The following is a 14,465-nucleotide window of genomic DNA, read 5'->3' as shown; positions in this document are numbered from 1 at the left end:
CGTGTTGCCGATAAAACTACGCGCCGGAAGAGCCAACCTTCACCGCGGAGACGGAAATCACCCGCCAGGTGTCGACAAATCCCCAAGTTCGCCGCCCCCTGGGGTCTTTCGTTTGGATCAGGCCGGATCAGGGAGCGGGGTCCGGTGCCGTGCATCGCAAGGCGGAGGAGGGCGGCAGGGCGGAGCCCTGCCACCGACGACAACGCGGCGAGGCACGGTGCCGGGGCCCGCGAGCCCGGCGTGATCCAAACGGAGAGGCCTAGCCCGGGGGGCGGCCACGGAGGGCCTACTTGGAGGAGCCCCCGCCCAGGTCCCCGATGAATCCGGTCACCTTGTTGAACCAGTCGCTGAGCTGCTCCCAGTAGCCCTTGCCGGTCCCGATCCAGTCCTGCAGCGGGCTGAACTCCCAGACCAGCCAGCTGGCGACGAACAGGATGAGGATCGTGAACAGACAGCCCTTCAGGCAGCCCAGACCGGGGATCTTCATCGGGTTGGCGCCACGCTGCCGGGGCTCGCGCGGGGCCCGCCGCGGTTCCTGCCGCTCCGGGGACGGCGCGTACCGCTGCGGCTGCGGCTGCTGCCGAGGGGGCTGCTGCGGCGGGGCGTACTGCTGGGGCTGGTGCTGCTGCTGCGGATGGCCGTAACCGGGCTGCTGCGGCTGCCCGTAGCCGGCCTGCGGAGGCCGCTGCTGGGGTTGTTGCTGCTGGGGCCGCTGCTGCGGGCGGGCGACCTGCCGCTGGGGGCGGCGGCGCAGCGGGTCCTCGTTCGGGTCGAGGTACTGGACCTGCGTCTGTTCGTTGCGGTCGCGGGCGGCGCGCAGCTGGTTCTGCCAGGGGTGCGGGTCCTCGGGTCCACCGGGCTGCTGCCCCGGCTGTCCGGGCCCCACCGGCGGCATCACGGCGGTCGGGTCGGCGGCGCCCCGGTTCGGGAGGACGGCGGTGGGGTCGGCGGCGCCCACCGGGTTGCCCTGGCCGGAGGTGTGCGGCAGCACGCTGGTCGCGCCGTTCGGGTCGTACGCGGCCGCGCCGTGCGGCAGCGCCTGCGTCGGGTCGGCGGCGCCGGGCACGTCCGGGACGGCCGCCGGGGCGGGGTCGGGTGCCAGCAGCGCGCCGACCCCCTCGGCCGCGGCGATCTGCGCCGAGTTCGCGTGCACGCCGATGCCCTCGGCGACGGCGCGCAGCCCGCGGGCGAGGTTCTCGGCGCTGGGCCGTTCCTCCGGGTTCTTGCGCAGACAGCGCTCGATGACCGTCCACAACGGGTCGGGGACCGTGGACGGGCGGCGCGGTTCGGCGCTCAGGTGCTGGTGCAGGACCTCCAGGGCCGAGCCCCCGGAGAACGGCGGACGGCCGGTGACCAGCTCGTACAGGAGGATGCCGGCGCCGTAGATGTCGACGGCGGAGGTCTGCGGGCGGCCCTCGGCGGACTCCGGCGCGACGTACGCGGGCGTGCCGACGAACTCGTGGGTGCGGGTCAGCCCGGGCGAGTCGGCGAGGCGCGCGATGCCGAAGTCGGTCAGCATCGGGTGCATCTGGTCGCCGAACTGCTGGAGCAGGACGTTGGCCGGTTTCAGGTCCCGGTGGACGACGCCGTCGGCGTGGCTGGCGGCGAGCGCGTCGGCGATCTGGGCCGTCAGCAGTGCGGCGCCGACGGGGCTGAAGGGGCCGTTCTCGCGCAGATAGCGGTGCAGGTCGGGGCCGTCGACGAGGTCCATGACCAGGGCGAGCAGATCGCCCTCGACGACCAGGTCGCGCACCCGCACGATGTTCGGGTGGGTCAGGCGCAGCAGGACGGAGCGCTCCCGTAGGAACCGCATCACGATGTCGGGGTCGCTCGCGAGCTCCTCCTTGAGGACCTTGATCGCGACGGTCTCCCCGGGCCGGCCCTGCACGGCAGCCTCATTGCCCGCCGCCTCGCGCTGGCGGGCCCGCCAGACGGTCCCCGTGGCACCGCGTCCCAGCGGCTCCTCGAGGAAGTACTTGCTGCCTACCGGCCGCACGTCATGTGCTCCCTGCTGCTTGCCTGTGTCCCGAGCTGCTTGCCTGTGTCCGACCTACTGTAGTGCCGCCGCGCTCGACGGCAGGTTGGCGTCGTTCTGTGCGTCTTACGTACCGCTCGCCTCGCGTGTTCGAAGGAAAGACGCTCGGCTCGGTCGGCTGGTTGCCGAACCCGGACGTGACCGATCTCAAGCGGTCAGGTCCGGGGCAACGGTCAGGCACTTTTACGGGCAGAGCCGACCAATCAAGATCATTTGCTGCTGGGTGACGGGCGCGTTGTCAGTGACAGGTGCGAGGATGCCTTCAGTACTGGCCGACGTGCTCGTGGTGGTGGGAGAAGTCCGCGGTGGGGGACCGTGAGCGGCTTCGTCCCCGTTGTCTGCGGGCGCCTGTGCGGAAGGGACCGCTGACGGCGATGCAGATCCGGCTGACCGTCATAGACCCGCTGGGCCCGCCCGACCAGGCGCGGGGCCGCGCCACGAGCTGTGACGTGCTGGTCACGGCTCCCGCCGGCACCGCCCTCGCCGCGGTGGCCTCGGCGCTCGCCTCGGCGGTCTGCGCGGACGGGGCCGTCCCGCGCGCGGGCGACGAGCGGGGCTCGGGCCCGACCGTGCTGTACGCCGGCGCGGAGCGGCTCGACGCCCAGCGCTGCACCCTGGGCGAGCCCCCGCTGATCGACGGCGCGGTGCTGTTCCTCGGCACCCCCGGCGAACCGGAGGCCCACCCCGAGCTGGACGACGCCCCGACCCAGCTCCATGTGATCGCCGGCCCCGACGCGGGCGGGGTCCACCTGCTGCACGGCGGCCAGATCCGCATCGGCCGCTCCGCCGACGCCGACGTCCCGCTCGACGACCCGGACGTCTCCCGGCTGCACTGCGCGGTGACGGTCGCCACCGACGGCCGCGTCTCGGTCGCCGACCTCACCTCCACCAACGGCACCACGCTGGACGGCACGCGCGTGAGCACCCGCCCGGTCCGGTTCGCCCCGGGCGCGCTGCTGCGGCTCGGGGAGTCGGCGCTGCGGCTGACTCCGGCCGGCGGGCCGGGGGCCCGGGTGCGGACGGCTCCGGACGGCGAGGGCCATGTGCGCGTGCCGACCGGCGGCGCGCCCGAGGACCGGCAGGACCGGCCCCCCGCGACCGACGGCGGCTCCAGCCCCACCAGTCCCGCCGGCAGTGCCCATCACGCCTACGGCTCGGCGGGCTGGGGCGCCTCGGCCGGCACCCCGGGCGGGCAGGGGCCCCGGTCGGGTGAGCCTCCCGTGGTGCCCGGCCAGGGAACAGCCCCGCTGATCGAGTCGCAGGGCGCGCGGCGCTACGACCGGCCGAGGACCGTCCCTCGCCAGGGGTCCGTCGCGGGCCCCGAGGCCGGCGGTTTCGGGACGGGAACTCGTGGCGGCGAGGAGGCGCACGGAAGCGGAACCGGCGCGGGCACGCACGGCGACTCTTCCGGCCTCGCCCCCGCTTCGCCCTCCGCCGAGACTCACCAAGGCACCGGAGCAACGCACGGAGGCCGGTTCGGGGCGCTCGGGCGGGGTGGCGCCTTCGACGACGACGCGGGTACGAGCGCGGCCGCGGCAGGTGACCGCGGCTTCGCCGCCGAACCCCTCGCAGGAGCCGACGGCACGGGCGGCGGCCGCCGCAAGGGGACCCCGCTCCGGGGCACGGACGTACCGCAGGGCCTGCGTAAACGCGGCGGGCTCTCCGCGTGGGCGCGCCGACTGACCGGCGGACGCGGCGAACCGGACCCGGCCGCCCACGACCCCTACGAGGAGGCCGGACCCGCCGAGGCCACCGTCCCCGCCGCGGCGGAGACCTTCCCGGCCCCGCTCCCCCAGGCCCCCGAGACCTGGCCGGACCCGGCGTCCCTGCTGCTGACCGCGCTGGGCCCGGGACCGCGTCTGTGGGAGCGGGGGCCGGGCCACCCGGAGTCGCTCACGGTCCGGCTGGGCACCGCCGACCGAGCGGCGCCCGACGGCTCCGGGCTGCTGCCCGCGGTGCCGGTGACCGCCGATCTGCGCGAGGTCGGCGCGCTGGGGCTGGCGGGCCCGCGCACGCGGCTCGCCGGGCTGGCCCGCGCGGTCGTCGCCCAGCTCGCCGCGCTGCACTCGCCCGACACCCTGGAGATCGTCCTGATCAGCACGGACCGCTCCCGCCCCGTCGAGGAGCGGTCCGCCGAGTGGTCCTGGTTGGGCTGGCTCCCGCATGTGCGCCCGGGGCACGGCCAGGACTGCCGCCTCCTCCTCGCCTACGACCGCGAACAGGCCGCGGCCCGCACCGACGAGCTCCTGCGCCGGCTGGAGGACCACCTCGCGGAGACCGAACCGGGCATCCGTTCGGCACACCCGGACAACGCGGCCGGCTCCGGCCCGGCGGGCGGCGGCCGGACGGGCAGGCGCCCGTCCTGGGCCAGGGACGACGAGACGGACCGGGATGCGACCGGCTTCCCGGGCCCGTACACCGTGGTCGTCGTGGACGGCGACACCGGTGGCGCGACCGTGCGGGAGGCGGTGGCGCGGCTGGCGCTGGAGGGTCCCCGGGCCGGCATCCACGTGGTGTGCCTCGCCGAGACGGCCCCCGCGTCGCCCGCGTCCCCGGTGACGGAGACGTACGAGGCGGCCTGCGCTGCGGCCCCGGCCTTCCGGGACTGCGGTGCCGTGGCCCTGCTCAGCGGGGACGTGGCGACGGCCCTGCGGCTGATGCGCGTGGCCCGCACCTCGACGGACACTCCCGGCGCCCCCATGGACCACGGCCACACCGGGTCGGGCTCGACAGGCCCCGGCTCGACGGGGCACGGCCCCGTGGGCCACGGCACCGTCGCCGCCGTGGACGCCGTCTCCCCCGCGTGGGCCGAGCGGTTCGCGCGGGCCCTGGCGCCGCTGCGGGCCGAGGGAGCCGCCGGTGACCGGCACCCTCGGGTGTCGGCCCCGCTGCCCCAGTCGGCCCGGCTGCTGGACGAGTTGGGGCTGGCCCGGGCCACCCCGGCGTCCCTGATGGCACGGTGGGCGGACGCCGCCGACGACAAGGAGTCGCTCGGCGGACGGGCCTGGGCGGTGCTCGGTGCCGGACCACGCGGCCCGGTCTGCGCGGACCTCGCGGCCGAGGGCCCGCACCTGCTGATCGAGGGACCGCCAGGCAGCGGACGTACGGAGCTGCTGCGGGCGGTGGTCGCCTCCCTGGCCGCCGCCGAGCGCCCCGACCGGCTGAGCGTGGTCCTGCTGGACGGCCGGGACAGTGTGGGCACGGACGGCGGCGGTCACGGCGAGGGCCTGCGGGTCTGTACGGACGTACCGCATGTCACCACCCATCTCACCGCCAACGACCCCGTGCGCATGCGGGAGTTCGCCCAGTCACTGAGCGCCGAGCTGAAGCGGCGCGCGGAGCTGCTCGGGCGGTCCGAGTTCGCGGAGTGGCACACCAGCCGTGAGGTGTCGGGCCGTCTGGTCACCCAGCGCACCCCGACGGCGCGCGGCGTGTCCGGCGCCGGGACGAGCACCAGGGGCGGCACCGGGACGGCCGGCAGGGCGGGATCCGGGGCGGGATCAGGGGCAGGCTTCGAGGCCTCCTCCGGCGACATCGACGGCGACCTGGACAGTCCGCCCAGTTCGACCCTGCGGCTGCGCCCGGCCGCGGCCCGTAACCGGCCGGAGGCGGCCCCGCCGTTGCCCCGGCTCGTGGTCGTCGTCGACGACCTGGACCTGCTGGTCTCCCCCGCCCTGGGCTCCCCGGGCCGGCCCGCGGCCGGGTCGGTGATGCGCGCGCTGGAGGCCGTGGCCCGGGAGGGTGAGAGGCTCGGCGTGCACCTGGTGGCCGCGGCCGGTGTCGGTGGCCGTACGGCCCAGTCGGAGTCGGCCTCCAGGGCCACCCTGCGGATCACTCTCGACGCCCCGTCCCCCGGCCCGGACGAACCGGCACCCGGGCGTGGCCGCCTGACCCGGCCGGACGGGCGGGTGACCCCCTTCCAGGCCGGCCGTGTCACCGGCCGCATCCCCCGCACGGCGACCCTGCGCCCCACGGTCGTCCCCCTGGAGTGGGCCCGCATGGGAGACCCCCCGGCCCGCCGCCCCGTACGCGAACTGGGCAACGGCCCGACGGACCTCGCACTGCTGGCCAGCGCACTGGAGCGAGCGGCACGCGAGGTGTCGGCGACCGCGGTACCGTCACTGCTGTAGCAGCGGAGGTGCCGACCCGCCCGGCAGCCGCCGAAGTTCCCTTACTCCGGCTCTGGTTGACCTTCCGTCACTCCTGGAACGGCCGAAGTGCCGTCACCCTGCGGTCGGCTGACGTTCCGTCACTCCCGTGGTCGACGTATCGAGGTGCCGACGTGCCGCGTTACGTTCAGCGCGCCCGCCGCCCCAAGGCGCGGCCGTTCAGGCCGACTTGGAGCTCTGGAAGCGGCCAAGTCCGGCGAGTGCCGACCCGTCGCACCCGCCCCTGGTCACGACGCCATCACGATCCCCCGCTTGACAGCGGACGCGCTCTTGCCGACCCCACTGCACGGGCGTAGACCAGATCGCACGGGACAGCGCTCGCACGTTCAACGAGGCACGAAGAACGGGGCATTGATGCACAGCACGAGCAGCAAGCACCGGACACCCAGGGCCGCCAAGACCGCCGCCGCGCTCCTCGCGGGAGCCCTCGCGCTGGCGCTCACCGGGTGCGGCGGCGACGACGAGAAGGCCGACGGAGGACCGAGCGGCGGGGGCACCGAGAGCGGCAGCTCCCTCCAGCTCCCCAAGCTCGACGGCCAGACCCTGGAGGTCGCCGCCGTATGGACCGGGGCCGAGCAGGAAAACTTCATGAAAGTCCTGGACGAGTTCAAGAAACGCACCGGCGCCAAGGTCGACTTCGTACCGACCGGCAACAACACCTCCACCTTCCTCGGTACCAAGATCCAGGGCGGTCAGCCGCCGGACGTCGCGTTCCTGCCGCAGGTCGGCGTGCTGCACCAGTTCGCGCAGAAGGGCTGGCTGAAGCCGCTCGGCGCCGAGGCAAAGGCCCAGTCGGACAAGAACTTATCCAAGGGCTGGCGGGACCTCGGGGCCTACCAGGGCAAGCAGTACGGCATCTACGCGAAGGCCGCCAACAAGTCGCTCATCTGGTACAACACGGCGTCCTTCGAGGCCGCAGGGATCACGGATCCGCCGAAGACGTGGAAGGACTTCGTGTCCACCGCGCAGACACTGTCCGACGCCGGCTCCCCGGCCGTCTCGATCGGCGGCGCGGACGGCTGGACGCTGACGGACTGGTTCGAGAACGTCTACCTCTCGCAGGCCGGCCCCGAGAAGTACGACCAGTTGGCCAAGCACGAGATCAAGTGGACGGATCCGTGCGTCAAGCAGGCGCTCACCACGCTCGCCGAGCTGTGGGGCAAGGACGAACTGATCGCGCGTGGCCGCAAGGGCGCGCTCGGGACGGAGTTCCCGAAGTCGGTCGTCCAGACCTTCTCCGGTGACACTCCGGCCGCGATGGTCTTCGAGGGCGACTTCGTCGCCGCGAACATCAACGCCGACACCAAGGCGAAGATCGGCACGGACGCCAAGGTCTTCCCGTTCCCGGCGGTCGGCGCCGACTCCCCGGTGGTCAGCGGCGGCGACGTGGCCGTGGCCCTGAAGGACGGCAAGGGCGCCCAGGCACTGCTGACGTTCCTGGGCTCGACGGACGCGGCCGAGATCTGGGCGGCGCAGGGCGGCATCCTCTCCCCGAACAAGGAGATGGACCCGAGCACGTACAAGGACGACGTGACCCGGAGCATTGCCAAGGCGCTGATCGACGCGGGTGACGACTTCCGGTTCGACATGTCCGACCAGGCCCCGGCGGCGTTCGGCGGCACCCAGGGCATCGGCGAGTGGAAGGACCTGCAGGACTTCCTGCGCAACCCGAGCGACGTGGCCGGTGCCCAGCGGAAGCTGGAGGCCGACGCGGCCAAGGCCTACCAGAACGGCTGACGGCTCCCATGTCGTCCGCCGTGGCGAAGTCGTCCGAGGGCGCCGGCGCACTGCCGACGCCCTCCGGCACACCGCGCAAGAGCGTGACGGGGACCCGGTGGCGGATGGCGGTGCTGTTCCTGCTGCCCGCGCTGGTCCTCCTCGGCGCGCTCGTGGTCTACCCGATCGGGTACTCGATCTGGCGCAGCCTCTACGACGCCGACGGTTCCGGGTTCGTCGGCCTGGACAACTACGTCGACATCTTCACCGACGACTCGACGCTCACCGCGGTCCGCAACACCGCGATCTGGGTCGCGGTCGCCCCGGCCGTGGCCACCGCGCTGGGCCTGATCTTCGCGGTGCTGACCGAACGGGTGCGCTGGGGAACGGCGTTCAAGCTGGTCGTCTTCATGCCGATGGCGATCTCCATGCTGGCCGCGGGCATCATCTTCCGGCTGGTGTACGAGCAGGACCCGAGCCAGGGCGCGGCGAACGCGGTCGCCAAGTCGATCCACGACACGTTCGTCTCGTCGTCGGTGTATCCGAAGGCCCGGCCGAACGCCACCGCCGGTGATCTCAAGCCGTCCGGTGGCGGTTCGTTCACCACGACCGGCACCGTGAAGGCGGGCACGCCCGCCCTGCTGCCCCTGGTGGGCATCGCCCCGAACAAGCTCCCCGGCAGCCCCGAGAACGCGAAGGCGGCGAGCGGCTCCGGTGTCACCGGCACCGTCTGGCTGGACTTCAAGCTGGGCGGCGGCGGGACGAAGGGGCAGGTCGACGCGGGTGAGAAGGCGCTGAAGGGCGTCAAGGTGGAGGCCGTGAAGGACGGCGAGGTGGTCGCCTCCGCGAAGAGCGGCGCCGACGGCACCTTCAGCCTCCCGCAGGAGGCCGACGGGGCCCAGTTGCGGCTGCCGGGCTCGAACTTCGCGGCGCCGTACAACGGCATCGACTGGCTGGGCCCGACGCTGGTCACCCCGGCCATCATCGGCAGCTATGTGTGGATGTGGGCGGGCTTCGCGATGGTCCTGATCGCCGCCGGTCTCGCCGGGGTGGACCGCAACCTGCTGGAAGCGGCCCGGGTGGACGGGGCCAACGAGTGGCAGGTGTTCAGGAGGATCACCGTGCCGATGCTCGCGCCGGTCCTGGTCGTCGTCCTCGTCACGCTGATGATCAACGTGATGAAGATCTTCGACCTGGTCTACATCATCGCCCCGCAGCCGAGTCAGGACGACGCCAACGTGCTGGCGTTGCAGCTGTTCCTGTCGTCGTTCGGCGGGGGCGGCAACTACGGCGTGGGCAGTGCGATCGGTGTGATCCTGCTGCTGCTCGTCCTTCCGATGATGTACGTGAACATCCGTCGGCTGCGGAAGGAGCGTCAGCGGTGACTGTTGACACGACCGTGCGCGCGAAGCGTTCCCTGGCCGCCCGGGTGGCGGGCGGTGCGGCGGGCGGGGTGATGCGGGTCGTCCTGGTGATCGTCGCCGTGTTCTGGCTGGTGCCGACGTTCGGTCTGCTGGTGTCGTCGTTCCGGGAGCCGACCGACATCGCCTCCTCGGGCTGGTGGAAGGTGTTCACCGCTCCGGGCCAGTTGACCGCCAAGAGCTATCAGACGCTCCTGGAGAACGACGCGATCACCAGTTCGCTGCTCAACACCATCTGGATCACGGTGCCGGCGACGCTGCTGGTGGTGCTGATCGGCGCGATGGGTGGATACGCCTTCGCGTGGATGGACTTCAAGGGCCGCGACTGGTGGTTCCTGGTGGTCGTGGCACTTCTCGTGGTGCCCGTGCAGGTGGCGCTGATCCCGCTGTCTGACCTGTTCGGCAAGATCGGGATCTTCGGCGACATCATCGGTGTGGTGCTCTTCCACGTCGGCTTCGGACTGCCGTTCGCGATCTTCCTGTTGCGCAACTTCTTCGCGGAGATCCCCCGGGAACTCCTGGAGGCGGCTCGGCTGGACGGCGCGGGCGAGGTCCGGCTGTTCGCCACGGTGGTGCTGCCGCTGGCGGCTCCCGCGCTGGCGTCCCTGGGGATCTTCCAGTTCCTGTGGGTGTGGAACGACATGCTGGTGGCGCTGGTGTTCTCCAACTCGCAGTCGCAGCCGCTGACGGTCGCGCTGCAGCAGCAGGTACGGCAGTTCGGCAGCAACATCGACGTCCTGGCGCCCGGTGCGTTCATCTCCATGGTGATCCCGCTGGCCGTTTTCTTCGCGTTCCAGCGGCACTTCGTGTCCGGTGTGATGGCGGGCGCGGTCAAGTAGCCCGTAGGACAGATGAATTGAGCAGGGCGGGCCGCCACCGGCCCGCCCTGTCACATTCACTGACAATCCCCCGTATGCCGCACACCTCGTAACCACATCACTCCATTGGCCGTTCCCGGGCAAAACGCCCGCGCCCGTGTCGACCCATGGATGTGCCGTGCCCAGGTTCAGTGTCATCGTCCCCGCCTACAAGGTTCAGGCGTACCTGCACGACTGCCTGGAATCGGTGCTGACCCAGTCGTATCCGGATCTGGAGCTGATCGCGGTCGACGACCGTTCACCGGACGAGGGCGGCGCGATCATCGACGAGTTCGCGGCCCTCGATCCGCGCGTGCGGCCGATGCACCTGACCGAGAACCAGGGCCTGGGCGGCGCCCGCAACGCCGGAGCGCGCGCGGCCGGCGGCGACTACCTGCTCTTCCTGGACGGCGACGACACCCTGACTTCGGGCGCCCTGCGGGCGATCGCCGACCGGCTGAAGGAGACGGCCGAGCCGGACGTCCTGGTGTACGGCCACGCCCGCACCCACTGGGACGGCCGGACCGTCCCCGACCCGGCCGCCGCCCAGCTCACCGAACGGGGCCCGGCCCCGTTCCGGCTGGGGGACCGACCGGGGCTGCTGCACCTGCCGAGGGCCTGGAACAAGTCGTACCGCCGGGAGTTCGTCGAGCGGGCGGGCTTCACCTTCCCGCCCGGCTGCTACGAGGACACCCCGTGGACGTACCCGGTCCTGATGACGGCCGGGACGATCGCGACCCTGGACCGGGTGTGCGTGCACCACCGGCAGCGCCGGCCGGGCAGCGGCCCCGGCGCCACCGGCCGCCGCCACTTCGACATCTTCGAGCAGTACGACCGGGTCTTCGCCTATGTCGCGGGCCACCCCGAACTGGCGTCCTGGGGGCCGGTGTTGTTCCGCCGCATGGTCGATCACCTGGCGACGGTGTTCGCCCGTCGCGACCGGCTGCCGCGCGAGTACCGCGCCGAGTTCCTGCGCTCGGCGCGCACCCACTGCCGCCGTCACCGCGCCCCCGGCCACCCGGCGCCCGCGGGCTCCCGCCTGCGGCACGCCCTCGTCCGCCTGGGTCTGCACCGCACGTTCCAGGCGCTGCGGCTGGCATCGGTGGTGCGCCGCCGGAGCGTGAAGGCGGCCACCCGCCTGCTGAGGGGCCTGCGGCGGGTCGTCCTCCAGCTGCACTACCGCGTCCAGCTGCGCCTGCCCGTGCGCGCCGACCGCGCGGTGTTCTCCGTCCAGGGAGGCCGCGGCCACGGCTGCGACCCGGGAGCCCTGGAGACCGCGTTCCGCACCCACGTCCCGCACATCGCCACCGCGTGGATCGCCCGCCCCGAGCACCACCACACGATCCCGACCGCGACCCGTCGGGTCACCCCGGACACCGCGGCCTACTGGACGGCCCTGGCCCGTTCCAAGTACCTGGTCAACGACGCCGACTTCGACCGGCGTCTGGTCAAACGCCCCGGTCAGGTCGTCGTCCAGACCCAGCAGGGGACCCCGCTCAAGCACCTGGGCCTCGACCTCCAGGAACGCCCGGCGGCCGCCGGTGACATGGACTTCACCGAGCTGCTGCGGGGCGTCGACCAGTGGGACTACGTCCTGTCCGGCAACCGCCACTCCACGCTGACGTGGGAGCGCGTCCTCCCCGGCCGCTACACCACGCTCACCCACGGACGACCCCGCAACGACGCCCTGCTGCGGGCCACCTCGGCGGACGTGGCCCGGCTGCGCGAGTGCCTCGGCATCCCGAAGGGCACGGTCGCGATCCTGTACGCGCCCACCCATCGCGACTACCGGCGTACCCAGCGCCTGCCGCTGGACCTGGACCGCGTGCTGCGCCGCCTCGGTCCCCGCTTCACCGTCCTGCTCCGCGCCGACCTCACCCGGCCGACCGAGGACGCCGGGGCGTCGACCGGGATCGTCGACGTCACCGACCATCCCAGCGTCGAGCAGCTCTGTCTCGCCTCGGACGTCCTGGTCACCGACTACTCGTCGCTCATGTTCGACTACGCCAACCTGGACCGCCCGATCGTGATCCACGCCCCGGACCAGGAGGCGTACGAGGCGGCCCGCGGCACCTACTTCGACCTGGGGTCCTTCCCGCCGGGCGCGATCGCGCACAGTGAGGAGGAACTGGTCGACATCTTCGCCACCGGCCACTGGCGCGGCTCCCACTCCGCCCAGCAGCGCGCGGCGTTCCGCGAACGCTTCTGCCCGTGGGACGACGGACACGCCGCCGAACGGGTCGTACGGCGGGTGGTGCTCGGCGAGAGCGAGGCCGCGCTGCCGCCGGTCGTGCCACTCGCCGAGCGCCACCCCGTGCCGTCCGCCGCCGCGGCTTTCGCGCGCTCCGCGCTCACCACCGTGCCGCAGCCCGCCGGTCCCGTCTCCGACCTCGTCTGAACGTCGTCCGCACACCGGGGAGTTCCGATGCCCTCCAGCCCCTCACGGCCCACCCCGACGCGGCCGCCCATCTGGCGTCCGACGGGGCGGCCGGGCCGCTCGGGCGGTGCGGTCCTCGCCCAGCCCACCGGCCTCTTCGAGCGCACGGCGAGCGCGCGGCGAACGAGCTCACTCGATGTGGTGATGTCCTGCTAAGCCATTGACGCGAGCGGGAACATACGGGCAGTGCCTCAGCCGCCGCGTGTTCCCTCCGTCCGATGAGTGCCGGCGCGCTGGTCCGGCGGTCCGTGCGCGGCGCGAGCGCGCTGCGTGGCGGCCGGGTCCGGCGTCCGACGCCCTATCAGGTCTTCGGCTTCCTGTTCTGGCTGGTGATGTCGCTGGCGTACTGGCGGGTGCCGCTGTGCTGTGACGCCGGCCAGCACGCGGCGGTCGTCGAACGCCTGAAGAGCCATCTGCTCCAGCCACGCCATCCCGTGGCGGACCTGCCAGGCGCGGGCAGCCCCGCCTACTCGCCGTACGCGGTGGCGCAGGGCGCGTTCGCGCGGCTGACGGGGCTGGGCGGCTGGGAGGTGGTGCGGCTCGCCGGGCCGCTGAACCTGCTCGTGCTGCTGACCGGCATCGGCCGCTTCGTGCGCGTGCTGACGCCCCGGCAGTGGGCGCCGGTGCTGGCGCTGGCCGCGATGACACTGCTGTGGGGGACCGAACGGGCCTGGTGGAGCGGGTGTCTCGGGCTGATGTCGATGACGGGGAACCTGGGGTATCCGTCGACGTTCGCGATCGGTCTGACGTTCTGGGTGTGGGGGCTGACGGGTCAGCGGGCACGGGGCGGGGCGCCGTCGCCGGGGGACGGCCGGCCGCGGGGCGCGGGGCGGGCGGTGCGGTACGTCGGGCCGAGCGGGCTGCCGTGGGCGGGCGGGTACGCGGTGCTCGGTGCGCTGTACGGGCTGATCCTGCTGACCCACCCGATCACGGCGCTCGCGGCGGCGCTGGGGGCGGTCGCGTTCGTGGCGGGGTGGCAGCGGGGTTGGTCCGCGGCCGTCGTCGGGCGCTGGGCGCTGGCGGGCGGTACGGCCGCGCTGGTCGCCGCCTGCTGGCCGTACTTCGACGTGTTCGCGGTGTTCGCGCGGGCCGCGGACGGCAGTGCCGATGCCGCGCACCGGACGCTGTACCTGGGCCTCGGCGGGCACTTCTGGCTGGCGCTGTTGGGTGTGCCGGCGCTGTGGCTGCGGGCGCGGCGGGGTTCGGGGCGGGATCCGCTGGTGCTGCTGTTCGCGCTGGACTGTCTGGTCGTGGCGTACGGCTGGGTCAGCGGGCACTACACCTACGGCTGGATCCTGGGACTGACGCTGGTGCCACCGCAGTTCGCGCTCGCGGTGGAGCTGGCGGCGCCCCGGCCGTGGGGAGTGTGGCGGCGGGCGCTGGGCGGCGCCGCGGCGACGGGGGCCTGCGTGGGTTTCCTCGCCGTACAGGCGGGGGCGGTGGTGCCGCGCTCGCTGGACCCGGTCGGCTTCGCCCAGCCGCCGCGCTGGCCGACGTACGAGTGGGCGGCGCGGCACATCGGGCGCGGCGAGGTGGTGATCACGGACGGCTACCACGCCGTCCACGCGATCGCGGGCTACGGCCCGAACCTCGCCGCGCCCGTCCGGCCGGACGCGGCCCTGGACGAACGGGAGCGGCTGCGGCGCCTCGCCGACGTCCGCGCCTACCTCGCCCCGGCCTCGACCCGCGCCGAACGCACCGCCGTCGCCCACCGCTATCACGTGCGCTGGCTGCTGCTGACGCGCCGGCACCGGCTGCCGGAGGAGGCGGTGGTGGTGGCGTGGAGCGGACGGACGGGGGAGGTGCTGGCGCGGGTCGGGTGAGGCTCTT

Annotated in this window: 7 protein-coding genes; 6 read left to right on the top strand and 1 reads right to left on the bottom strand. The window is 73.3% G+C overall.

Annotated features, from left to right (window positions below; translation table 11 throughout):
• Positions 1-286 precede the first annotated feature (286 nt).
• A complete protein-coding gene (locus tag ABZ027_RS17595; RefSeq protein ID WP_356769137.1) occupies positions 287-1,996 on the bottom strand; it encodes a serine/threonine-protein kinase in 1,710 nt (569 codons plus the stop codon).
• A gap of 413 nt (positions 1,997-2,409) precedes the next feature.
• Here ABZ027_RS17595 and ABZ027_RS17590 point away from each other — a divergent pair, with 413 nt between their 5' ends.
• The 6 genes from ABZ027_RS17590 to ABZ027_RS17565 all read left to right on the top strand — a co-directional run bounded on the left by ABZ027_RS17590 (position 2,410) and on the right by ABZ027_RS17565 (position 14,458).
• Complete coding sequence (locus tag ABZ027_RS17590) at positions 2,410-6,165, top strand: FHA domain-containing protein (RefSeq protein WP_356769135.1); 3,756 nt, start codon at positions 2,410-2,412, stop codon at positions 6,163-6,165.
• A 393-nt stretch (positions 6,166-6,558) separates the two neighbouring features.
• A complete protein-coding gene (locus tag ABZ027_RS17585) occupies positions 6,559-7,941 on the top strand; it encodes an ABC transporter substrate-binding protein (protein WP_356769133.1) in 1,383 nt (460 codons plus the stop codon).
• A gap of 8 nt (positions 7,942-7,949) precedes the next feature.
• Positions 7,950-9,305, top strand: a complete 1,356-nt coding sequence (locus ABZ027_RS17580; protein ID WP_356769131.1) for a sugar ABC transporter permease — start codon at positions 7,950-7,952, stop codon at positions 9,303-9,305.
• 71 nt (positions 9,306-9,376) lie between these two features.
• A complete protein-coding gene (locus tag ABZ027_RS17575; RefSeq protein WP_356769330.1) occupies positions 9,377-10,180 on the top strand; it encodes a carbohydrate ABC transporter permease in 804 nt (267 codons plus the stop codon).
• A 157-nt stretch (positions 10,181-10,337) separates the two neighbouring features.
• Positions 10,338-12,596, top strand: a complete 2,259-nt coding sequence (locus ABZ027_RS17570) for a bifunctional glycosyltransferase family 2 protein/CDP-glycerol:glycerophosphate glycerophosphotransferase (RefSeq protein WP_356769129.1) — start codon at positions 10,338-10,340, stop codon at positions 12,594-12,596.
• A 257-nt stretch (positions 12,597-12,853) separates the two neighbouring features.
• Complete coding sequence (locus ABZ027_RS17565; RefSeq protein ID WP_356769127.1) at positions 12,854-14,458, top strand: hypothetical protein; 1,605 nt, start codon at positions 12,854-12,856, stop codon at positions 14,456-14,458.
• Positions 14,459-14,465: the final 7 nt, after the last annotated feature.

This window comes from Streptomyces sp. NPDC006332 (assembly GCF_040612855.1).
In the GTDB taxonomy this organism is placed as follows: domain Bacteria; phylum Actinomycetota; class Actinomycetes; order Streptomycetales; family Streptomycetaceae; genus Streptomyces.
The sequence above is the reverse complement of the archived record's forward strand: the minus strand, read 5'-3'. Positions and strand labels throughout refer to the sequence as shown.